This is a genomic window from Escherichia sp. WS1450 (assembly GCF_046487395.1).
GTDB classification, from domain to species: Bacteria; Pseudomonadota; Gammaproteobacteria; order Enterobacterales; family Enterobacteriaceae; genus Escherichia; species Escherichia coli.
Map to the genome: position 1 here is coordinate 1 of NZ_JBJQJO010000039.1, position 21,715 is coordinate 21,715.

Consider the following 21,715-nt stretch of genomic DNA (forward strand, 5'->3'; position numbering starts at 1 on the left):
TGGATTATCCGACAAAACCGGCGTGAAGTATTACTCTCGTCGCCCAGCACCATAAGGATAACGCCCATAAAATCATGAAACTTTTCTTCCAGATTGGATACAATCAGGCCGTATCCCGTATTACAGGCTTATCACGTGTGACAGTCAGTCTCTGGGTGTGTTCAGGAACATTCCCTGAAATGTCAACCCGGCCTCCAGAGCGAGGACTTCTGGCCCCATGGAGGGAGTGGTTAAAAGAGCAACGAGAAAGTGGTAACTTCGGCGCGTGGCTGCAAGGATGGCAGCTGATGCTGCGGCTATATGTGAGGCAATCAGCAGTCGCTGGAATAATGGGGGTTGTCGAAAGTCATGTAAATAGACTAAAAATGCTGAAAGGCCAGATGTATGGTCGAGCCGGATTTGAACTACTCAGACAGAGGGTCATGAGTCCACTGGCATGAAAATCTCCATCCAGGTTGCGTAAGAGCCACTTTTCATCCGTCGTCGATATCTGGGATAGCCATAGTGAAATAAAAAGCTGTCTGAATTAAATTATTTTGCACATATATTTTAATCCTGCACTGAATTAAGAATGGGTAATCAGTGACCGCTTGGACGGTCACTTTTAAGAGAAGGCATTAACAGAGAATGGTAAACAGGCTCAATATATTATGTTGTTGGCACTACAGATGAATGATGGGATGATATTTTCCAATCCTTTCCATCCCACTCATAAGCGAAACTATAGCGTGCTGAAACTTGTTTTTTATCTTCAAAAGTAAACGTGTAATTCCCTGTATCAAGAGCCATATTGCATCCAATGCGAATAGTTCTGAAGTTTATTTCTCCAACAGGTTTTTTTTTCAAAAAATGCTCAAAATAGTCAACTCTTTCTGCATCTGTAATCCTAATTTTTTTTGATACTGTGGGCAGTAAGATCGCATCACTTAAATAGTTATCAGCAACCTTCTTGGCATCACCTGTTTTTAATGATTCATTCCAGCGATCGAATAACCTTTCAATGTCTTTACTATCTACCCGAATACACTTAACATTATCTACGTCACTTGCCCACGACGCTCCAGAAAACAGACACAGAATTAAAATATTTATTTTTTTCATAACTCCTCCTGATCAGCCTGAAACTTTTTTAAAGTTTAATCATATTAATACAGTGCAACTATTTGATAGTAAAAACGATGTTCTCTATTTTGTTAATAGATACTTCCTATTGTGTATATATTATGAGATTATTAAGAATAATACTCTCTGGGTCGTAGAGACAGGGTATAAGTCACAGGCTGGTGTGGTTCGGATGTTCTTGCCCCCTCAATATCAGACTGCTATTGTATCTTAAGTTAACGTTATCCGCTGACGTCGATATTCCCGTGGTGAGAGATAACCTAACGCACTATGCGGATGGTTTTCATTGTAATGCTCGAACGCCTCTGCAAGGTTATGCAATGCCGTTATTACATTCAGTTTCGGCATGAACGCGATGTAGTCTTCATTCACGTTTTCACGAACCTTTCTGCCATTCTATTGCTCTGAGGGCTACTGACTGCCGTCGTGCAGGGCTCCAGATTCAACTCTCTGGCGAATTGCCGTGTTTCATGAGCCGTATAAGCCGAACCGTTATCCGTCCGCCACTGGATTGCTCGTTCCGGTCCTTTATCGCCAAAGCGTTTTTCTATCGCTCCTAACATCACATCCTGCACTGTCGGCTTTATCGTAACCTCCCGTACTGGTCACGGGCAGACTGTTCATCATGTTAAACCCAGCCGCTGTCAGATCATGCACCGGCCGGATGGCGGGCTGACCTGCCCCGCCGCGCTGCTGCCCGCCAATCCATTTCTTACCTTCCTTCCCGGTGGCCTGACGTCCGGCCTCGTCCCCTTTCACCGCATCACCGTCACCGCTGTTCACCACCTTCTTGTACTCTTCCAGCATCGCTGGCCTGCGTCCATTTGCTGCGATCAGAAAAGTCCATCATCCGTTTTGCCATGTTCTGGCAGTTCAGTTACGCCTTGTCGAAAGCCACATTCGCCTGCAGCACACCGCTGGTGATCATGTCGTACAGGCCGGGGTTGGCACGCTGTATCACCATCGCCGGCAGACTGGCAGCGGCGCCGGTCGCCCCCTAAATCACATCCCCCATCAGATTTTTAAAGCCGTCGGTCAATCCGTTAAGATGATTACCCACCGTGGTCTTCAGGTCAAAGTTGCCGCACATCAGATCGCTGCTCCAGCCCAGGTCCATACCCAGCTTCTGCATGTTGCTGCGCGTGGCCAACTGTGAGATCACCGAGCCGCCACCCAGCGTATAGAACAGTTTGTCGGATACGGCGCCATCCACGGATTTCCCGTAACCGAACGTGCTGTCATTCAGTTTCGGCAGGGAAAGAAGATCAGCCATCGCCGGAATACTGCAGTACAGCATCACACTCAGTGCCACCATACCTGTTTTCATCTTCATCATCATGGTTCCTTAAAAATTCGTACTGCCAAGGAATCGCTGCCCGCGCTTTTCGAAGCAGCTGTAAGGCTGCCACAGTGCAAAGGCTGCATTACCGTTCTCCGCCGCCTGGTGTTCACCATCCGGGAAAACGGCACAGGAACGCGACACTGACGGCGTCAGTCGCTGCCATTTGTGATTGCGGGTGCCGGTGTTTTCCTCCACCGCCTCCGGGGGCCAGTAGCCGTCACGTTTCACGCCCTTAACCTCCCTGTAGACATGCGACTCCCCCATCCGCGTGATAATGTCGGCCACCCGCTGAGCCCCCACCGCCGCGGCCCGGTCATCATCGCTCTGCATCACAAAACCACTCCGGTGATAAACGCTCCCCCACATGTTTTTATCGGCCTAGCTGCCAATCTCGCGTTTGCCGGGAACCTGTGCCTCTGGATACAGGGATTCAGGTAATCCCGTTCGCTAGACGATGCTGTCCAGGGTACTGAGGAAATAGGCCATGGCCGGTGTCACCGGTGAATCACAGCTGAATCCGGGTACCATCCCGCCGATAAGCTGTGTGGCCGGATGACCCAGCGCATCTGCGTATTTGAAACGAATTGCTGAACGGCGCTTCCCCTGTATTTTCATATCCGCCGGATTTCCCCCGCCGGCACTCAGCCCGGACAGGCCGTCAGTGATGGCATTCTCCGGGCCACCTGCGGTCCGGCTGACCAGCGACATCTCTTTCCAGGGATTACCACCCGGTGCCGTATAGGTGGAAATAACCACTTCCGGGATGAAATGTGTCACCTTCACGGAAATTCTGACCGTACAGCCAGACGCGCTGCAGTAAAGCCAGTAACAAATCCCGCTGACACGCCAGCTGATATAGTCCGGTGCCGCAGTACTGGCGATAATGCTGGCGGTGTTCAGTGATACAGACGCCAGGGGCAGTGATGCCACACTCAGTAACAGCACGCCGGTACGCAGACGACATTTCAGGGACATCATGGCTGCACTCCTCCCTCAGCACGGATTTTCCCGGCCATCACCACATCCATGGTGCCGTAAACCACCTCACTGTCATCAAACACCACGGCAGGGTATTTCTTCACGCCCAGCGACTAGGCATGTGCCACATCGCGGTAATGACCGGCCAGTTCCGCCTGCATCGTCTGCCATTCGGGAGACTTCATACGTACCCTGACCACCGATTCAGCCTCACCCGCATCAGCAGGCAACAGGCCCCAAAAGCGGCTCTGAAGCTGCTCAGGCGCATCCAGCAGAACCACCCTGACACCATCAGGAGGATTAACGGGAAGATGCTGAGAATCGGTATAAATTGTTGTGCCGGCAGACGCTGCCAGCGGCAGGAAAAACAGGGAACAGAAAATCCGGTACATCGTACACCTCAGTCAGATATTATCTGACTGACAGCGTGCGAAGAAAGCGCTCATTTATCAGCAATAAATTAAAAACGGGATTAAAAAATTACGGTGGGATCCGGGGAAGTGTATCTGCCAAGCATAACAGACAGTCTGTGATTATACCCGGCCTTTCACAAAGCCGGGGAACTGATTCATACCAAGTGGTGATTTTCAACAATAAGTATAATGAGGTTGTCCCGGCACCGGTGGCAGTGGTTCGAGATAGACGTCATCAACAAAAACACAGGGGAATTTTTCAACTGCACATCCAGCACGCTCAGACATTACCTTCAGACTGATACCATGTTTCTCAGCATCAATAAAGAGGACATCTGCCCCTGTTTCATCCCGGAGATTTGTCGCATGATGCATGATCCGGTGTATTGAAGGACATGTTTTGTAACCAAAAACACATATACGCATGTTGCACCTCCTGATCACTGGTTGACGCCGATAATAAAACAATAATGTGAGCGTAAAAAATGCACCTCATACCACATTTCTGTAAAAGGCTCTGGCTATCACTGCAAAAAGCAAAATCTTAATTCCAGCATCACTTGTTACTCTCATTCCGTCACTTATATTTACCCACATGGCGATGTATTTAATTACTGCCCATAAGAATAAAAGCCGCTGGCGGATTATTTCTTTATTACCCGGATGCGGTCACAAGCCCACACATCGTCAACTACCTGCCGGTAATATTAACTGTCAGAAGAACGCATACATCCGGATGTTTACAGAGTCGCGCGCCTGGTCACAGGTGACAACAGAAGTATGCCATACTAAAGGAGTAAACGGCGGGTCACTGGTGATCAAACACCTGCATCGTGTGTTGCTGCCACTGCCCTCAGGTGACAGAGGCAGCATCTTTACGTATTATAATGCGTTATATCGGGTTTGTTGTTATCAGAACTGATAGTTCAGCGACATCCAGTAATTTCTCTCAGGTATCACATAACCCGTTGTCGATGCCCCCGTCTGGAAGTAATCACCCGCATAAAGCGTACCACTGCCGGCACGATACAGACTTACGTCACTGTAATCCTTGTTAAGCACATTATTCACCGCTGCATTCAGCATCAGTGCATCCGTCACTTTCCACGACATGCCCGCATCCAGTACCGTCCAGGCTTTCAGATATTCACCTTTCTCATCATACACTTTCTTCTGTACAGCTGAGAGTGACGAATAATTCTGGGTGAAACGTGGCGTTTTCCCGCGGTAACGGGCACCCAGCCATGATGTCACCTCTTCAGTAATCTGCCAGTTCAGTTTCGCATTCACCATATGCTCAGGGGTGTAACTCAGTGGTGCACCTTTATTATCCCCATCCCGTTGTTCACTCTGCGTCCAGGTATAATTCAGAGACAGAGTCACATCCTCTGACAACAGAGGCAGTGTGCCGGCAAATTCCACGCCCTGAGTCCTAGCCTTTCCGCTGTTTGTGTAGCTGCGGGTATTATCATCAATGGAATAAGATACGATCTTGTTGGAGAATTCTGTCATAAAGCCCGTGATATTGGCGTTCAGACCGGCATGATTATCGTAATACACGCCCGCTTCATAACTGACACTCTCCTCCGGCTTCAGGTCCGGGTTACCGAGAAGATTCGTACGCCCCTGACCGGACACACCGCTGATCCCCTTATGTAACTGCCCCATGCTGGGCGCCTTATATCCCGTGGTCACCCCACCTTTCAGCGTCCACGCATCAGTCACATCCCAGACCATATATGCCCGGGGACTGAAGTGTCCTCCGAACACCTCATAGCGTTCATAGCGGCTACCCGCAGTCAGTGCAAATGCATCCGTGATATACCACTCATCCTCAACAAATGCCGACCAGCTTTTCTGACGGAAGGTTTCACCAGTACTGGCGAGAACAACCCCGTCTTTCATGGAGGAGTTCTGATACTCACCACCGACGGTAACCTTGTGTGATTCCCCCAGAGGTGCAAACAGTAATGAGCTCAGGATAAGATTCGACTCCTTAAGCTCCCTCGGCTGGCCGGCAAGCCCCCATTTATCACGCTGCAGTACGCTACGTACAAGCTGACGGCCTTTATTTTCCGTCTCATTCCAGTTCAGGGATGACTTCCAGGCTCCGAAGGTGAATGTATGATCATAGCCTGCTGAAATTTTATTACGCTCATAGCGCAGGGTGCGATCATAACCGCCCGTCAGACTGCCCAGCTGGCCATCTCGGTTATCATAACGCTGCCGGGCGATATCCATATCAATCCAGAGTACATCCTTGTCCGTCGCTTTCCAGTCAAGACGACCACCTGCATTATAATTCTGTGATTCCGTGGGATAAGGGATACGCGTAGCTGAGGTGTCGCTCAGTGATGTGACCGATGAGCCCTGACGCTGCTGTGTGCTGCCACGTACCTGAAGGCTGAGTGAATCATCCACAAGGGGACCGCTGCTCCAGAAATTAAACTGGCTGCTGTTCCCCCATTTGTTACTTTCCTGCAGGTTCAGCCCGGCATTAACCGAAGAGCGCCATTTGTCTGCATTCTTTTTGGTGATGATATTCACCACGCCCCCCATGGCATCAGAGCCGTACAGAGTGGACATGGGGCCCCTGATAATCTCAATACGTTCGATGGCGGCCAGAGGTGGCATAAAACCCGTATTCATGGCAGCATAACCGTTTGGGGTTACGTCACTGCTCCCGCCCTGACGGACACCATCGATCAGTATCAGCGTATAACTGGCAGGCATTCCGCGGATGCTGATTTCCAGCCCACCTGTTTTACCCGTACCGCTTTCAACATCCACCCCCTCTACGGATCTCAGTGCCTCCCCCAGATCATGATACTGGCTGGATCTCAAATCCTCCTGGCTGATCACTGAAACACTCGCAGCTGCACTGGTTAATTTTTTTTCATAGCCAGACGCCGTGACTACCATCACATCTTCCGCAGCCATACTGCTGACTGAAAACCCGAGACAAGGGATGGCTACTGAAGCCAGAGTGGTTACTCGCATATCTTCTCTCCGATTATATTAATCAGAGAGAAGATAAACAAACGCAAGAGATAATGAGAATGATTTGCTTTTGGTTTTTACATAAAAAAGCAAAAAATTACAAAATATTACATAAGGTTCTACTATACCCCGAATTTCAGTTGAGGACGTTCTTTTCTCTAGGGGAAAGTAACGGATAGCAATCGTTGACGATCCATATCGGATTTTTGCACTATGGGTATTTATCCAATCTTTATCAGTTTCTTGTCCTTGGATATGTTAATCATACACTATCGGATATTTCGTACATCAGACAGGTGAATATAATTAATAATGAGGAGTTTTATGGACAATAGAACAATTACTCTGCAGGAATTACTCGAGTACATGTCAATGCTTCGAGACGACATGAATGCTCTCACGGTTGCATTTTCATATCTGGCTTCATCGCTTCCTAAGGAACAGATGATACAAATACTGGCATTCATTCATTTTGAATCAAATAATTCCAGATGGTCTTCAGAACAGCAGAAATCTTTCAAATGGCTAGCATCACTACTGGAGGGCTGTTATACAGTTCACACAAACATTTTTGATATACCATCAAAGAACCACTAGTACATTATGATACATTCCCTCTGAAGTATATTTCTACTTTGAGCGCCTCTGACTTTATGAGGCGCTTTGTCCAGCAAACCAAACATACTCGCTGGAAACAGAGTAAAGTATTATTATCCCCGATACATCTATATTTTACAACAGCGCATCCATATATTAATTAACGATGCAGTTAAGTTCCCCATTCTACCCAATTTACTGTTTTTGTTGTTTGAAAGAAGACTCTCATTAAGTGAGAGCCATCTGTAAGTATCCCGCATAATCGCTCCATTCATATTTAGAGATCATCCGGAATAATCAATCTGATAACGAAGAAAATCGCTATGCGTAAAGCCCGTATTACTGAGTATTAGATCATCGCTGTAATTAAATCGGTTGAAACCGGACGAACAATTAAAGATGTTTGTCGGGAAGCCGGTATTTCTGAAGCCACTTACTACATCTATTGACTACCTCAGTTTTGCAAGCACTGATTCTGGTTTTGGATTGTTGCTTACATCTATCCGGCATCAGGAAAACCTGTGCCCAAATAGGGAATCCACACACAATCGCCTCTACAACTGGACGACCTCTGAGGCCAGTACAAAAATCAGGTTCCGATTGTGCAGGTGCAACCCGTCACCATTTCTCAGTACGCTGCAACTTTTGCTGAAAGAGATTAACTTCACACTGCCTGATATTCTGTATCATTTATCAGCATCGACCAGATTATTCTCGCGTATTTGTTAGCAATCTCCACAGTAGTTTTATTAAATTCGCGACTCTCCTTTAACTGCTTAACCCACTGATTTAGGTATACATCATTATTATTCGTAGCAACTCTAACGACAGCACGGACGCCATGAATAAAAAGTGTTTGCAGATGCTTGTCGCCTTTTTTCGTTATATTCATGAGAACTTACCTGCAGCAACTCTAGTGCAGGCATGGAAGCAGACCAAGCCATGCAGCACAGTGACGATCATTCTTAAATTCAGTGCCTTTGCCAATAATAACAGCAACAACGCTCGTGACAATTTCAGGACCAATGCCTTTAGCTTTTGCAATACGCTGACAGCATTCAGATTGCCTGGACAGGTCTCTATTTATTTATCAAAAAAGTTTATACTACGACCGAGATCGTTAAAGAGATCATCTAAATAGCTGCGCCTAATACCACTACACTTTTGCCAGCCCATGTTTGCCTCCGGGGAACGGGCTGATGGTTTCCATAAAATGGCGAATTTTTTTCAACAGTTGCCACATTGAGCGGCACTGATGATTACGCGTTATTGTGTCGTGAAGTGCCTGCCATAGCCGTTCAACATGATTCACCCATGGCAAGTAAACCGGCTGATAAATGACCCTGAACTTCGGGTTCTCCTTCAACCAGCGCTGTGTTTCCCGGCTTTTGTGGATAATGTAGTTGTCCACGATCAGTGTGATGGTTTTCACCCGAAGGTATGTCGCTTTAAGCCGCTTCAGCAGGCTGATGAACAGCGCCGAACTTTTGCTGTTGCCGCCCACATAGCTGACTTTACCTGTCCCGCTGTGCAGCGCTCCGGCCAGATCATATTTTTCATTCTGTCCCGGCGTGACCACCCGTTTTTGCTGTCCGCGCAGTTGCCAGTCCGCACCGATTTTGGGATTAAGATGGATATCCACTTCATCTTCATAAAAGACCGGATGCTCTGTGCTGCATTCGTCCAGTGCTTTATGGATTGCTGCCATCTTTTCATCTTTATGCGGGTCACGGATACGCAGAGTTGGCGCAGCCCTTCGCCACACAATCCCCGCAGACGGCAACCAGCGGCGAACGGTTCCGGCATTTAACTGGCAATCGGTTATCTCATTGATTTTTATTGCCAGCAGTTCTGTACTCCAGCGTGAACGCTGGTAGCCAAAGTCGCCGGGAGAATGTTTTACCAGCTCACGTAACAGTGTGCAGATATGCTCAAACGACCAGAGACGGGCTCGCCCGGCAGGTAATGATTTCAGTCCCTCAACACCCGACTGCGTGAACCAGTTAATCCAACATCCAACAGAGGAACGGGCGCAGCAGAGCGTTCTGGCAACGTCGCTGACACGGTAGCCCCGGTGCAGCATCAGCATGGCAGTCAGTCTGCGGGCATAATTTTTATCGTGTGTTTTATGGATGGCTTTCTGCATCAGGCGTCGTTCGTCACGGGAAATTGGTGCTATGATCGGCATTGCTCAGTCCGGTTGGTGATTTGTTTTGATTTGGCGATTGATCAGATCGCACAATCCAGGCTGAGCTCCCTCAAAGTGATCTACTATTCCGCGCAGCTATTTAGTTCCGCTATCGTTCTGCACATACAAGCTCTTAACCCGTTTATGCATCCTCAAGGCTCAGCAGAATAGCTGTCAGCGCCAATGATATAAGACAGTAATGGGGATGCGGACGATTTCCTGGACTCTCAGGAGATGAAACATGTTTACTGAAGAAGAAAAAATCCGCGCCATTGAGCTTTATTTCAAATATGTGACCCGTCCTGAATAGCGTTGACACGTTCCTACTTAAATCCGGAGAACGTAATGATGACTTAGCTCAAACGCACCCAACGTGATTATCCTCTATCCTTTAAAATAGCTGTTGTTGAGCAGGTTGAAAAAGGCGAGATGACTTATAAACAGGCCCAGCAGCGGTATGGCATTCAGGGGCGCTCCACCGTTCTTGTCTGGTTACGTAAATATCCTGGACTTCCTGAGCTGGTGAAGAGGAAACTGCCTGTGACTCAGACAACTATCCCGCTCACACCCGAGCAAAGAATCAGGGAACTTGAAACGTAGCTTGAGCTGGCGAACCAGAAAGCTACGTTTTTTGAGTCAGTTATCAATGTCCTGAAAAATGATTACGGGGTGAGTATCGTAAAAAGCGGCCCGGCAAGTCCTCGCGCAAAGTCCGGTCCCCAAAATAACTGTGACGCGTGCAGTCTGTTCCTGGGACACAGCAGACAGGCATGGTATCAGGACAATGCAAGGCGCAGAAAACGGCAGGAACATCATGCTCAGGTTCTTGATTTTGTTGCCCGTGTCAGATGTCGTCAGCCCCGAATCGGTGCGCGTAAGCTGCACTATCTGCTGAACACTCAGGCCGATAAAAGGCTGAATATCGGGCGAGACCGCCTGTTTAACCTGCCCGATGAATACCGACTCCTGGTGCCAGTAAAACGGTCATATCACAAAACTACCAACAGCCATCATCGCTTCTACCGACATCCAAACCTGCTTAAACCAGGCCCTGAACAGGTTACTGCTCTTGAACCAGAACAGGTCCGGGTCGCCGATATTACTTACCTTCCACTGCGCAATAGTTCGGCCTATCTGAGTCTGGTCACCGATGCCTGCTCCAGAAAAATTATGGGCTACCATGTTGGGGAAAACCTGCAGACAGAAAATGTGGTAAAAGCGTTCAGACAGGTGCTGAAGCTGAGAAAAACGACGAGTCCCCTGGTGCATCATTCTGGCAGGGGCTGCAATACTGTTCAGCGCTCTATCAGTCAGTTCATGAAAGAAATGAAATAACCTGTTCAATGACTGATGGTTATGACTGCTACCAGCATTGGCTGAGTGAATAAATGGTACCCTGAAAAATGAGTTTTTACTCTCGCGTCCTGCAGACCTGGCTCAGGCCCGGGAAATGGTCCAAGAGTCCGTGGCAATTTATAACCATGAGCGGCCACACCTGGCTCTGAAATACAAAACGCCCTATGACGTTCATCAGGCGTTTTACAGACAGAAAAGTGTCAACTTATACCAAGACTAGTCAATGGTAAGAAGCTGGCTCCCGTCGTACGCGAACTGGGCTACCCTTCGAAAAGAAATCTGCGGCGTTGGATCCGTTCATAGGAATCAGGTGGCGGAGCAAAAGAATCCATTCGCCATAAGCCCCGTTACACAGATGAGCAAAAACAAGTTGCCGTTGAACATTATCTTAACCACGGCTGCTGCCTAGCGTTTACCAGTAGAACTCTGGGTTATCCCTGTACCGATGTGCTCGCTCGCTGGGTTAATGAACGTTACCCCGGCAGACGACGTATATTTACCAGTAAGACCAGTCCGGTTGCGCCCTTTGAACCAGAAGTCAAACGTCAGGCTGTCATGGCATTCTGTACACGACAAATATCAGCCAGTGAAATCTCTAGGCGTATTGGTGTCAGTCGTGCCGTATTGTATAAATGGAAAGATGAAATTATCGGCAACAGTGCTTACCAGACTATGCGTAAACATAACGAACCTTCCCTGGAGGCAGAACGCGATGCGTTGCGGGAGGAAGTCGCCCGACTGAATCAGGAAATACGCCGCCGGCAGATGGAACTGGATATTCTGAAAAAAGCGGAGAAAATCATAAAAAATCTATGGTCACCCCCGTTTTTGCTACACTGATTTTTGATTAATGGTGGGCTTGCTTAAATCTATCCGGCGTCTCTGTGGACAAGGAGACCCGCGCCTCGATGAGTTCCGCACCTGATAATCCTAAAAAGACCCTCGGCTTCAGTGAGCCATTTTTTCTGTCAGGTTTTTAATCAGGTCTATTTGCCGTTCATGTCATCAATAATCAGTCTTCGCAAAACCAGACAGGTAACTTGTATCTTATTTTTTAAAATAAGCTAATTGAGTTTTGTCAGTATCTATATCAGGCCTGATATTCTTTGTGCAGAGCAGTGATTGCCCAGGCTATTCGGGCCAGTTTATTTGCCAGAGCGCAGGCGACAATATTTGAATGCTTATTGTCGAGTTGCTTTTGAACCCATTCAGCAACTCTGCCCTATTGATGCTCCAGCCGCATCATGAACGAGCGGGCGTACAGAACAAGTAACCGACTCGTTTGCTGATCCCCAGCAGCATTGATTTACCACCGGTACTGTATTGTCGGGGAACAAGTCCTGTGGATGCTGCAAAATCCCTACTGCACGAAAATTGTTTACCATCACCAAGCTGGGATGATAGCAGGCTGGCCGTCATCGGCCCAACACCGGGGATTGTCATGATTCGTTGCACAGTAGCGTCAGCTTTGATTGACTGGTTTAACTCTGATTCCAGTTCTGTTATTTGCTCAATACGATAAAGATAGTGAGCATGTAATTTCATCAGCAAGCGACTCAGATATTCAGGTATTTCGTGTTCAGCTAACGCCAGAGATAACCATTTTATTGCGGCATCCCCTGTCGGCAGTCTGATTCCAAATTCCAGCAAGAAACCGTGGATCTGGTTGTTTTTTTTCACCTTATCTCTGATGAGCGATTCTCTGACCCGATGTAATGCCCTCATTGCCTGCTGGGTTTCTGTTCTGGGCTGGACAAAACGCATTGATGGTCGTGAAGCCGCTTTGCATATGGCTTCTGCATCAATAAAATCATTCTTATTACCTTTGACAAACGGACGCACGAATTACGGAGAGATAAGTTTTTCTTCATGACCGATGTCGCTGATACGCCGGGCCATAAAATGCGTACCAGCGCAGGCTTCCATAACAACTACTGAGGATGGACATGTTGCCAGAAACTGCATCAGCTTCGTACGCGTAAACTTTTTACGCAAAAGCGCATTGCCAGATTTATCTTGACAATGAATATGGAAAGAATGTTTACCGAGATCGATACCAATAAGCGCAACGTTTTACATGATGGTGCCCTCTAAAATAACCCACCCTGTCAGCGTACCGCTCACAGGGTGGGGGTGACCATCTCATTAGACCCGGGCATCAGTATCAGTCACCTAAACAACAGAGAAAAAACAAATATCGCTGATGCCCTGAGACAAACATATCCCCTGACAGAATTACTGCATGTTCTGGGGCTTGCCCGTAGCAGTTATTTTTATCACCGGGCTGCACTGAAAGCCGGTGATAAATACGCCACGATACGTACGATGCTGACAGATATAGTTAACAGTAATTACCAGTGTTATGGCTATCGTCGCCTGCATGCGATGCTCAGGCATGAGGGGGTCAGCTATCAGAAAAGGTTGTAAGCAGACTTATGGTGAAGGAACAGCTTGTCGTCAGCCGTAACCGTCGTCGCCGCTACAGCTCATATTGCGGAGAAATCGGACCGGATCCGGATAACCTTATCGCCAGAGATTTTAAGGAGGACCAACCTAATCAGAAATGGCTGACAGATATAACGGAGTTCCAGCTTCCTGCAGGAAAAGTCTGGCTGTCACAGGTGGTGGACTGCTTCGATGGAAAAGTTGTGAGCTGGTCTCTCAGTACACGCCCCGACGCAGAACTGGTTAACGCTATGCTGGATAACGCTGTCAAAACGTTAAATGCTGGCGAACGACCGATGATACACAGTGGCAGAGGTGGGCATTATCGCTGGCCAGGCTGGCTGGAAAGAGTTAATGCCGCAGGTCTTATTCACTCAATGTCCCGTAAGGATGATGCCGCATGCGAAGGCTTTTTCGGCAGACTGAAAACGGAAATGTATTATGGGCGTAAATGGTCGGGCATCATGCCGGAAAAGTTCATGCAGCATGTGGATGCTTACATCAGAGGGTATAACGAGCGGCGTATAAAATTATCGCTGGGTGAAGACAGCCCTGAAATGTACCGCCAACAATGTAGGCTGGAATAATAAAGAAGTCCAGGAAATCGTCCGCATCCCCAAAACGGCCAATAATCTTGGCGTTGACATAGCACGACGATCTCTTGAAACTACCGCGCCGATAGTTATTCCCCAATCAAGCAACAGTCCCCTGATTTGACAAACGGTCACATTAACAATATGCTGCCTTGCCCGGTGCAAAGCGTAGATATCCTGTTGTTCCGAGCTTTTTGGAGGCATGAACAGCATTGTCGGTTACATCAGAAGCACTGCGATGGCCTGTGCATCATTACCGTCATTTTTTGCCCACAGACAAAGGGAGTTACATACTGTGGGTTGAGGACCTTTACGTTATGCCCCAGTTTTTTAAATTCACTCTGCCAGTAAAATTCCCATGTGGATGCCCTACATCAATTAGGAAGGCCGGAATATTCGCCACTATTTGGAGTAATTCTTTTCGGCCAATACGTTTTGAATAAACCGGATTACCGACCTAATTTAACCCGCAGAGCTGAAAGATATTTTTATCCAGATCAATACCCAGGAATACGATATTCATTGTGATTCCCCTGCTGAGTGAGTGCATTTCGTACAGTTAACCGCAAAAGGAGGGGGTACTCCATTCCATGAACTGGAAGCCCAGATACGATGCATAGAGTCACCTGATATTAAAAAGAACGAGGATCTTGAGGACGAGAACCGACGTCCAAAACAGATGCTTGCCGACCTTAGCCTAGAGAACCGGCATTGAAAGACATTATCGAAAAAAGCTTTAAAACCAGCCTGTAAGCGTGAGCTTGTTACTCATCAGATAACGACATTTGGACTCAGTGTCCATCAGGCCTGCCGGAGTCTGAACCAGAGCAGAACGGTTTCCCATTACCGTCCGGATACCACGTGGTACGACCCCGTTATTGTGGTGGTGCAGGCAGTGGACGAGCGATATCCTCGATACGGTTTTTCAAAACTTTTTCAGGTTCTGAGGCAGCAGGTTCGCGGCAAATCGCAGTTATCCGGTCATGCTGCGCATAGATAATGGTTCGGAATTTATCTCTCTAACGCTGGCTGAATGGGCTGATATACACGCAGTAAAACGGGAGTTTATCCAGCCGGGTAAGCTGACGTAGAACGCTTTTATTGGGCGTTTTAACAGGACACACCGTACAGAAATACTCGATTTTTATCTGTTCAGAACGCTGAATGAAGTTCTAGAAATTACGGAGAAATGGTTATCAGAATATAGCTATGAACGCACACATGAATCACTGAACAATAAGACGCTGGAAGAATATCGACGACACCATTATTTGACCAAGATATAAAAATGCATGGAATTAAAACGGGGCATATTTATATATGAATAACACAACTATATCGCTAAGGTAAAGGTGTATCCAAACGGAGAATACAGCACTAACAGCATATATTCATCCAAATTAATAAAATATGACCGAGAACATAGAATATTAAACATTTTTAAATTATGCTTTTCTCGCTAACGCGTCTATATCCGAAAAATACTCTTTAATTCCCTCTAGGATAGATTCTGCCACTTGTTGTTGGAATCTTGCCGTTTTCAGTTTGCGCTCTTCCTCAACGTTACTGATAAACGCCGTTTCGACCAGAATGGAGGGAATATCAGGTGCTTTCAGCACGGCAAACCCGGCCTGTTCAACCTGATTTTTATGCAGCTTGTTGATTTTACCGAGCTTATTCAGCACCGCTTTACCCAACTTCAGGCTGTCGGCAATGGTCAGAGACTGCACCATATCGAACATGGTGTGGTCGACATAGCGGTCACCGCTTTTGCTCACGCCGCCAATCAAGTCCGAGGCGTTCTGGGTTTGTGCCAGATATTTTGCCGCAGTACTTGTCGCGCCTTTGGTCGAAAGCGCAAACACGGAAGAACCGCTCGGCTGGCGACTGGTAAAGGCATCAGCATGGATAGAAACAAAAAGGTCAGCACGTTGTTTCTGTGCTTTTGCTACACGCACTTGCAACGGAATGAAGATGTCTTCATTGCGCGTCATGTACACCTTCATATTACCCTCTTTTTCGATCAGAGAGCGCAGACGGCGAGCTATTTGCAATACCACGTCTTTTTCGCGTGTTTTGTATTTCCCCACCGCACCGGGGTCTTCGCCACCGTGGCCGGGGTCAAGCATAATGACAATCGGACGATCACGCCCTGCTTTACCCGGTTGTGGACCACTTTGTGCTGGCGGCACCTGCTTTTCGAGGTCGCCTTTGTTGTAATCCTCCAGCAGCGCCAGCAGCGGGTCCTGCATATCCTGTGCATTGGCCGGATAGAGGTCCATCACCAGACGCTCTTTAAACCCGGCGACCGGCGCAAGGGCAAACAGCTGCGGTTTTACGTTTTGCTTTAATTCAAAAACCATGCGTACGGTTTGCGGGTCAAATTGCCCGACGCGCGCCGACTTGATGAACGGGTCGTCTGCACGAATTTGTGCCGCCATCCCCTTGAGTACCGAGTTCAGGTTTACATCTTCGATATCCACCACCACACGTTCAGGGTTACTTAACGCGAACTGCTTATATTGCAGCTGACGATTTGATTCTACCGTCACGCGGGTGTAGCTGGACGCAGGCCAGACGCGTACCGCCACGACCTGGCTGACCGCAGCCAGGCTGACCTGACTTACGCTCAATAGCCACATGGCGCCCGCACCTTGCAGTAAACGACGACGGCTGATTACATAATTATAGTTAGATACCAGCATACCTTACCTAAGCAATACAATGTTCAATAATATAACTATGCTCTAATAAATTTTTACAGGTGTTTAAAGAAATAATCACACGTATTCTTATCTTTGCAATCTAATCTAATTTTAAATAAAGGTCAATATCTTATTTTTTGATATAAGTTTTCTTAAATACCACGATATAAAAACATTTTATTTAAGTGATTTCTTTTAGTTTGTTTTTCAAATAAAAGGGATGTGCTCATGACATTTTAAATATGTACATCATGCACAGCAATATTATAGTTTTTTATCTGATTACTGAGAAGTATCTATCAATAGAACAATGTTTTTTAGTTTGTATAGGGAAGAGTTGGGTTGAATTGAGAATAAAAACTAGAGATTACTGGGGAAGGAACTTTTCAAATCCGAAATCATGGTCTACAATGAAAAAATGATGTTCTAAGTATTCCTATCATGAATAAGAATGCACCATATTTTGAATAGTATAATTTTATATTTATATATCCTTTACTGTACGATGATGATATTTTATACCTGAATGACAAGGGTGTTATTTTATACCACATATAAATTTGCAGAAAATATAAAATGAGAAGCACTGAATAATCGCGGCTTCTGGCTATGATTTAAATGTTTTTACATTTTTTCAAAGTAAATTCAGTTCAAGCACCTATAACACCGTCGTCTGATTTTGGTATTACCAAAGTTGAAGAGCGGGGCGTCCATTCGTTCTTCAGACTCCTGAAGAAGCGTTCCATTGGGCTGTTATCCCAGCAGTTTCCGCGCCGGCTCATACTCTGCCTGATCTGGTATCGCCACAATAACTGCCGGAACTGCCTACGCGTATAATGACTGCCCTGGACGCCCTTCTAAGAGTCAAGCAGTTATCGGGGTGCTGTTGATCTGCCTGTTTTGATTACGCAGTAATGTATAAACTTCGTGTGAGATATAGCGCTTCAGGCTGCGTATTGTTTCCATTTTTGTATGCCCTTCCGCTACTCGTCTGGCGACATATTCCTTCGTTTTATCGTCAGTTCGCAAACGTCCGATGGAAATGATGTGAAGTGCACTATTTGCAGCACGATCTCCACCCCGGTTAAGTCGATAACGATTCGTTTTTCCTGAAGATACGGGAACAGGGCTGACACCACACAGTGCCGCAAAACCTGATTCTGATCTTAATCGTTGGGGATTGTCTCCGGCAGTGATCAGCAACTGTGAAGCGCTTTCGTATCCAATAGCATTACGTTTAATCAGTGCAGGTGCCAGCTCATCCACAATTGCCGCAATCATAACATCCAAATCAGCGATTTCGTCATGTAACTCGAGATAGCGTCGGGCAAGGGACTTTAATGAAATACGATAAACGTTGGTAACATTGAGCTATTCACTGGCATCAGGCCGCTAGGATCTCAGAGTCCTGATGAGCTGCATGCGCGTCATATTTCTGAGCTGTTCACGTAATTCATCCGGGGCAGAGATAATATTGGAATGGTTAATCTGGAGAGCGACTCTGCGGGCTGATATTGCTGTTTTTCGGCAAGTTTTTAATACCCGCAGAGACTCAATCATACCATTGCGCGTTTTGGGTGTGACAGTTCTTATTCCGGAGCATGCGGCGTGAGCGGCACATTCAGCATCAATCGTGTCACTTTTACCCCGTTTGCGTCGCTCCATCCGATCTGGCACAGCCACCTCAAGAACTTCTAACCCGGCATTCTGTAAATAGCGAAGCAGACCTGATCCATAGGTGCCTGTACACTCAACACCAATTCGCTTTAATGCCCCAAACGAAACCATCCATGCCAGCATCTGCCGGTAACCTTGCCGTGTTGTGGAGAAAAACGGGGGCCCCAGAACTTTATTGTTCTGATCTACGACAGCGGCAACGTGCAGATCTTTATGTATATCCACGCCACCCACAACAGCGGTTTCCGTAACTTTACCTGCCATAACAGAGCTCCTGTGAGGAAACAGAGTTGAATCTCCAGACAGATAACCCGGACAGGACAGTAACGAGACAAGCCGTCAGGCCCTTCTTGAGTCACGCGCATCGGTGAGGAGACGCCTCGCATGAAGGCGTTTCCGACATCCTCTCTGTTCATCGGCAGATAGCCTATTTCATCCAGGATCAACACCCGGGCATAACTCAGTTGCTGTAGCTGACGCTCCAGCCGGTTTTCCTGTTTCGCTTTCATCAGTGTCGCGATCAGTCTGTCCAGTGGCATAAACAGTACCCGATGTCCCGCATCCACCGCTTTCACGCCAAGAGCTATGGCCAGATGAGTTTTTCCGACACCAGGAGGTCCCAGCAGGATCACGTTTTCGCTGCGCTCCACGAACGCCAGACCAGCCAGTTCCCGGACAACCTTACGGTAGATGCCCGGCTGGAAGGTAAAGTCGAACTGCTCCAGCGTTTTGACCCACGGCAGACGAGCCTGCTTCAGCCTGGACTCCATACCGCGCTGATGCCTGCCGTTCCATTCCTGCTGTAGCGCCATGCACAGGAACTCCCGGTAGTTCAGCTCTTTTTTAGCTGCCTGTTCCAGCAGGCTTTCAACGTGATAACTCAGATGCTCCATTTTCAGGCGACTCAGCAGGACTTCCAGCTCATGCATCACAACAGCTCCTCATAGGCACTCAGTAGTCGATGTTCCACCTGACTGACCTGCTGCCAGAGCGGGGTGTGATGCTCCGGCACTGTCTGCCAGCCAGACGATGCCGAACAGAGGCGATGTGAGGCCACCAGTTTCTCATTACTGTAGATCCGCAACTCGTCATCCAGCGATATTCGTATCGATACCGGCTGACCACACAGCGCTTCGGGAACGCTGTAACGATTACCACCAACCTCGATATAGCTGTCCCAGGACACATGGCGGATGTCAAAGTAACTGGTATCGAAGTCCGTATCCGGTAACGGCTGCAGATATTCCTGCTCCAGCGCGAAGCGCTGTTCCGGCGTTTCTTTGAACTGACGAAGCTCCCGTTTGTCAGCCACATCGGCTATCCATTGCTCCAGTTGTTGATTGACATGAGTGAAGCTGTCGAACCTGCGGTACCGGACGAAGAAGTTCTCCTTGAGGTATTTCACCATCCGCTCAACCTTACCTTTTGTTCTGGCCCTGCGTGGACGGCATGCCCGTGGCAGGAAGTTATAGTGGTCAGCCAGCAACAGAAATCCGGAGTTGAACACGACTTTCCCGTTGTTATTCTTCAGCACCGCAGCCTTCTGGTTATCAACCAGCACCGTTTTCACACAACCACCGAAGTAGCGGAAGGCGCGAACCAGTGATTCGTAGGTATTCTCAGCATCCTGTTTTGGGGCAGCGAAGACATGAAAGCGGCGGGAGAACCCCAGCGCATTAACCGCAAAGTTAACTTTGCACCGTTGCCCGGCAACTTCCACCTCAACTTCGCCCCAGTCGTGCTGGAGCTGGTATCCAGGCTGAGTTTCGAAGCGAACTGTTCTTTTTGACGGACGCATTTTACGTTTGGGCTGGATGTAGTAACGCAGCATGGAACGTCCGCCCGTATAGCCCATTGCCTTAATCTCCGCGAAGATAACCGCGCTATTCCAGACATTCTCTGCCAGGCGCATGTCGATGTAATCCATAAACGGTTTCAGCTTAACCATTTTGTGGCGGGTCCTTCTGGCTGGCGGTTCAGGGTATTTGAGGTAGCGTCTGACCGTTCGTTCAGAGCAACCAATCTGAGTCACAATATCGACAATGTACGCGCCCTGCTGGCGCATTTGCTTTATCATGTAAAAGTCCTCTCTGCTCAGCATGTTGATGTCCTTTCTGGTGTGAGAACCTTAAGGAAACAACATGTTGGGTGGAGCGGACAATCCAAATGGTGAATTACCGTCTTATATCACTGGCGCTGACAGGCTTTAACGGCCTGTCCTCAAAAGTTCAGAACGTCCTGAAGGATGACCCGTTCTCCGGGCATATCTTCGTCTTCCGGGGCCGCAGTGGCAAAATGGTGAAAATACTGTGGGCCGATCGTGATGGGTTATGCCTGTTCGCCAAACGCCTGGAACGGGGCCGCTTCATCTGGCCGGTGACCCGGGAAGGGAAAGTGCACCTGACGCCAGCTCAGTTATCCATGCTACTGGAGGGGATCGCGTGGCAACATCCCAAACGGACAGAACGGCCTGGCATCCGGATATAACCCGTTGCAAAGCGAGTATATGGACACCTCACTTGCTCATGAGAATCCCCGCCTGCGGGCACTGTTGCAGACGCAACAGGACACCATCCGCCAGATGGCTGAATACAACCGCCTGCTCTCACAGAGGGTGGCGGCTTATGCTTCTGAAATCAACCGGCTGAAGGCGCTGGTTGCGAAACTGCAACGTATGCATTTCGGTAAAAGCTCAGAAAAACTTCGCGCAAAAACCGAACGACAGATACAGGAAGCACAGGAGAGAATCAGCACACTTCAGGAAGAAATGGCGGAAACGCTGGGTGAGCAATATGACCCGGTACTGCCATCCGCCGCCCTGCGTCAGTCTTCAGCCTGTAAACAGTTACCGGCCTCACTTCCCCGTGAAACCCGGGTTATCCGGCCAGAAGAGGAATGCTGTCCTGCCTGTGGTGGTGAACTCAGTTCTCTGGGATGTGATGTGTCAGAGCAGCTGGAGCTTATCAGCTGCGCCTTTAAGGTTATCGAAACACAAGTCCGAAACTGGCCTGTTGTCGGTGTGACCATATCGTGCAGGCGCCGGCTCATGTCAACGACGGATGAAAAGTGATCCACTTATATCTCCACCAACGGCCCAATATTGATCCACCGTTTTACTCAGGATTAGCTTCTGCTATAACCCCGGCTTTTCGTTTCTGTCTGAGTCGATAGCTTTCTCCTTTGATTTTAACGACATGTGAGTGGTGTAAGATACGGTCCAGCATCGCTGAGGTCAGTGCTGCATCACCGGCGAACGTTTGATCCCACTGCCCGAACGGCAGATTGGATGTCAGGATCAT

General features: G+C 48.0%; 8 protein-coding genes and 17 pseudogenes. 9 read left to right on the forward strand and 16 right to left on the reverse strand.

Going from position 1 to position 21,715, the window contains the following annotated elements; genetic code table 11:
- Positions 1-110 precede the first annotated feature (110 nt).
- Positions 111-440, forward strand: a pseudogene (locus tag ACJHYR_RS25190) (transposase); the annotation flags it as partial.
- 208 nt (positions 441-648) lie between these two features.
- On the opposite strand, the gene ACJHYR_RS25195 reads toward ACJHYR_RS25190, so the two are convergent.
- From ACJHYR_RS25195 to iha, 6 genes and pseudogenes are all read right to left on the reverse strand, one after another.
- Positions 649-1,101 (reverse strand): SgcJ/EcaC family oxidoreductase, encoded by a 453-nt coding sequence (locus ACJHYR_RS25195; protein WP_029400372.1) that lies wholly within the window; start codon positions 1,099-1,101, stop codon positions 649-651.
- 231 nt (positions 1,102-1,332) lie between these two features.
- A pseudogene (locus tag ACJHYR_RS25200) lies at positions 1,333-1,725 on the reverse strand (integrase core domain-containing protein); the annotation flags it as partial.
- Positions 1,726-2,119: 394 nt separating this feature from the next.
- A complete protein-coding gene (locus ACJHYR_RS25205) occupies positions 2,120-2,458 on the reverse strand; it encodes a hypothetical protein (RefSeq protein ID WP_001470070.1) in 339 nt (112 codons plus the stop codon).
- A gap of 9 nt (positions 2,459-2,467) precedes the next feature.
- A pseudogene (locus tag ACJHYR_RS25210) lies at positions 2,468-3,442 on the reverse strand (TIGR03756 family integrating conjugative element protein).
- Positions 3,439-3,834: pseudogene (locus tag ACJHYR_RS25215) on the reverse strand (TIGR03757 family integrating conjugative element protein). Before ACJHYR_RS25215 ends, ACJHYR_RS25210 begins: the two co-directional pseudogenes overlap by 4 nt.
- A gap of 933 nt (positions 3,835-4,767) precedes the next feature.
- A complete protein-coding gene (iha, locus tag ACJHYR_RS25220) occupies positions 4,768-6,855 on the reverse strand; it encodes a bifunctional siderophore receptor/adhesin Iha (RefSeq protein WP_001266790.1) in 2,088 nt (695 codons plus the stop codon).
- 324 nt (positions 6,856-7,179) lie between these two features.
- Between iha and ACJHYR_RS25225 the strand changes: the two genes are divergently transcribed.
- Positions 7,180-7,452: a hypothetical protein gene (locus ACJHYR_RS25225; RefSeq protein ID WP_000370415.1), complete on the forward strand. Its 273-nt coding sequence runs from the start codon at positions 7,180-7,182 to the stop codon at positions 7,450-7,452.
- Positions 7,453-7,805: 353 nt separating this feature from the next.
- Positions 7,806-7,892, forward strand: a pseudogene (locus ACJHYR_RS25230) (transposase); the annotation flags it as partial.
- 224 nt (positions 7,893-8,116) lie between these two features.
- Here ACJHYR_RS25230 and ACJHYR_RS25235 read toward each other — a convergent pair.
- Together ACJHYR_RS25235 and ACJHYR_RS25240 are read right to left on the reverse strand one after the other, a co-directional pair.
- Positions 8,117-8,589, reverse strand: a pseudogene (locus ACJHYR_RS25235) (transposase); the annotation flags it as partial.
- A gap of 19 nt (positions 8,590-8,608) precedes the next feature.
- Complete coding sequence (locus tag ACJHYR_RS25240) at positions 8,609-9,640, reverse strand: IS630 family transposase (protein ID WP_072837580.1); 1,032 nt, start codon at positions 9,638-9,640, stop codon at positions 8,609-8,611.
- 396 nt (positions 9,641-10,036) lie between these two features.
- On the opposite strand from ACJHYR_RS25240, the pseudogene ACJHYR_RS25245 reads away from it, so the two are divergent.
- Both ACJHYR_RS25245 and ACJHYR_RS25250 read left to right on the forward strand, forming a co-directional pair.
- Positions 10,037-11,216: pseudogene (locus ACJHYR_RS25245) on the forward strand (IS3 family transposase).
- Positions 11,204-11,803 (forward strand): annotated as a pseudogene (locus ACJHYR_RS25250) (transposase); the annotation flags it as partial. The pseudogenes ACJHYR_RS25245 and ACJHYR_RS25250, both read left to right, overlap by 13 nt.
- Positions 11,804-12,086: 283 nt before the next feature.
- Here the strand turns inward: ACJHYR_RS25250 and ACJHYR_RS25255 are convergent.
- Positions 12,087-13,057 (reverse strand): annotated as a pseudogene (locus tag ACJHYR_RS25255) (IS110 family transposase).
- Between the two features lie 78 nt (positions 13,058-13,135).
- On the opposite strand from ACJHYR_RS25255, the pseudogene ACJHYR_RS25260 reads away from it, so the two are divergent.
- Positions 13,136-14,028: pseudogene (locus ACJHYR_RS25260) on the forward strand (IS3 family transposase); the annotation flags it as partial.
- 57 nt (positions 14,029-14,085) lie between these two features.
- On the opposite strand, the pseudogene ACJHYR_RS25265 reads toward ACJHYR_RS25260, so the two are convergent.
- Positions 14,086-14,557 (reverse strand): annotated as a pseudogene (locus tag ACJHYR_RS25265) (IS110 family transposase); the annotation flags it as partial.
- A 70-nt stretch (positions 14,558-14,627) separates the two neighbouring features.
- Between ACJHYR_RS25265 and ACJHYR_RS25270 the strand changes: the two are divergent.
- Positions 14,628-15,336 (forward strand): annotated as a pseudogene (locus ACJHYR_RS25270) (integrase core domain-containing protein); the annotation flags it as partial.
- A gap of 143 nt (positions 15,337-15,479) precedes the next feature.
- On the opposite strand, the gene amiC reads toward ACJHYR_RS25270, so the two are convergent.
- The 5 genes and pseudogenes from amiC to istA all read right to left on the reverse strand — a co-directional run bounded on the left by amiC (position 15,480) and on the right by istA (position 20,517).
- Positions 15,480-16,739 (reverse strand): N-acetylmuramoyl-L-alanine amidase AmiC, encoded by a 1,260-nt coding sequence (amiC, locus tag ACJHYR_RS25275; RefSeq protein ID WP_000961389.1) that lies wholly within the window; start codon positions 16,737-16,739, stop codon positions 15,480-15,482.
- 704 nt (positions 16,740-17,443) lie between these two features.
- Positions 17,444-17,587 (reverse strand): annotated as a pseudogene (locus ACJHYR_RS25280) (IS3 family transposase); the annotation flags it as partial.
- Between the two features lie 16 nt (positions 17,588-17,603).
- Positions 17,604-18,680 (reverse strand): annotated as a pseudogene (locus tag ACJHYR_RS25285) (IS110 family transposase).
- A gap of 122 nt (positions 18,681-18,802) precedes the next feature.
- Positions 18,803-19,345 (reverse strand): annotated as a pseudogene (locus ACJHYR_RS25290) (ATP-binding protein); the annotation flags it as partial.
- Positions 19,345-20,517: an IS21 family transposase gene (gene istA, locus ACJHYR_RS25295; protein WP_000952434.1), complete on the reverse strand. Its 1,173-nt coding sequence runs from the start codon at positions 20,515-20,517 to the stop codon at positions 19,345-19,347. The pseudogene ACJHYR_RS25290 and the gene istA, both read right to left, overlap by 1 nt.
- Positions 20,518-20,618: 101 nt before the next feature.
- Here istA and tnpB point away from each other — a divergent pair.
- Positions 20,619-20,903: pseudogene (tnpB, locus tag ACJHYR_RS25300) on the forward strand (IS66 family insertion sequence element accessory protein TnpB); the annotation flags it as partial.
- Between the two features lie 19 nt (positions 20,904-20,922).
- A pseudogene (locus tag ACJHYR_RS25305) lies at positions 20,923-21,458 on the forward strand (IS66 family transposase zinc-finger binding domain-containing protein); the annotation flags it as partial.
- A gap of 71 nt (positions 21,459-21,529) precedes the next feature.
- Here the strand turns inward: ACJHYR_RS25305 and ACJHYR_RS25310 are convergent.
- Positions 21,530-21,715: ATP-binding protein (locus ACJHYR_RS25310; RefSeq protein ID WP_064765565.1), on the reverse strand; the 186-nt coding region annotated here is incomplete at its 5' end.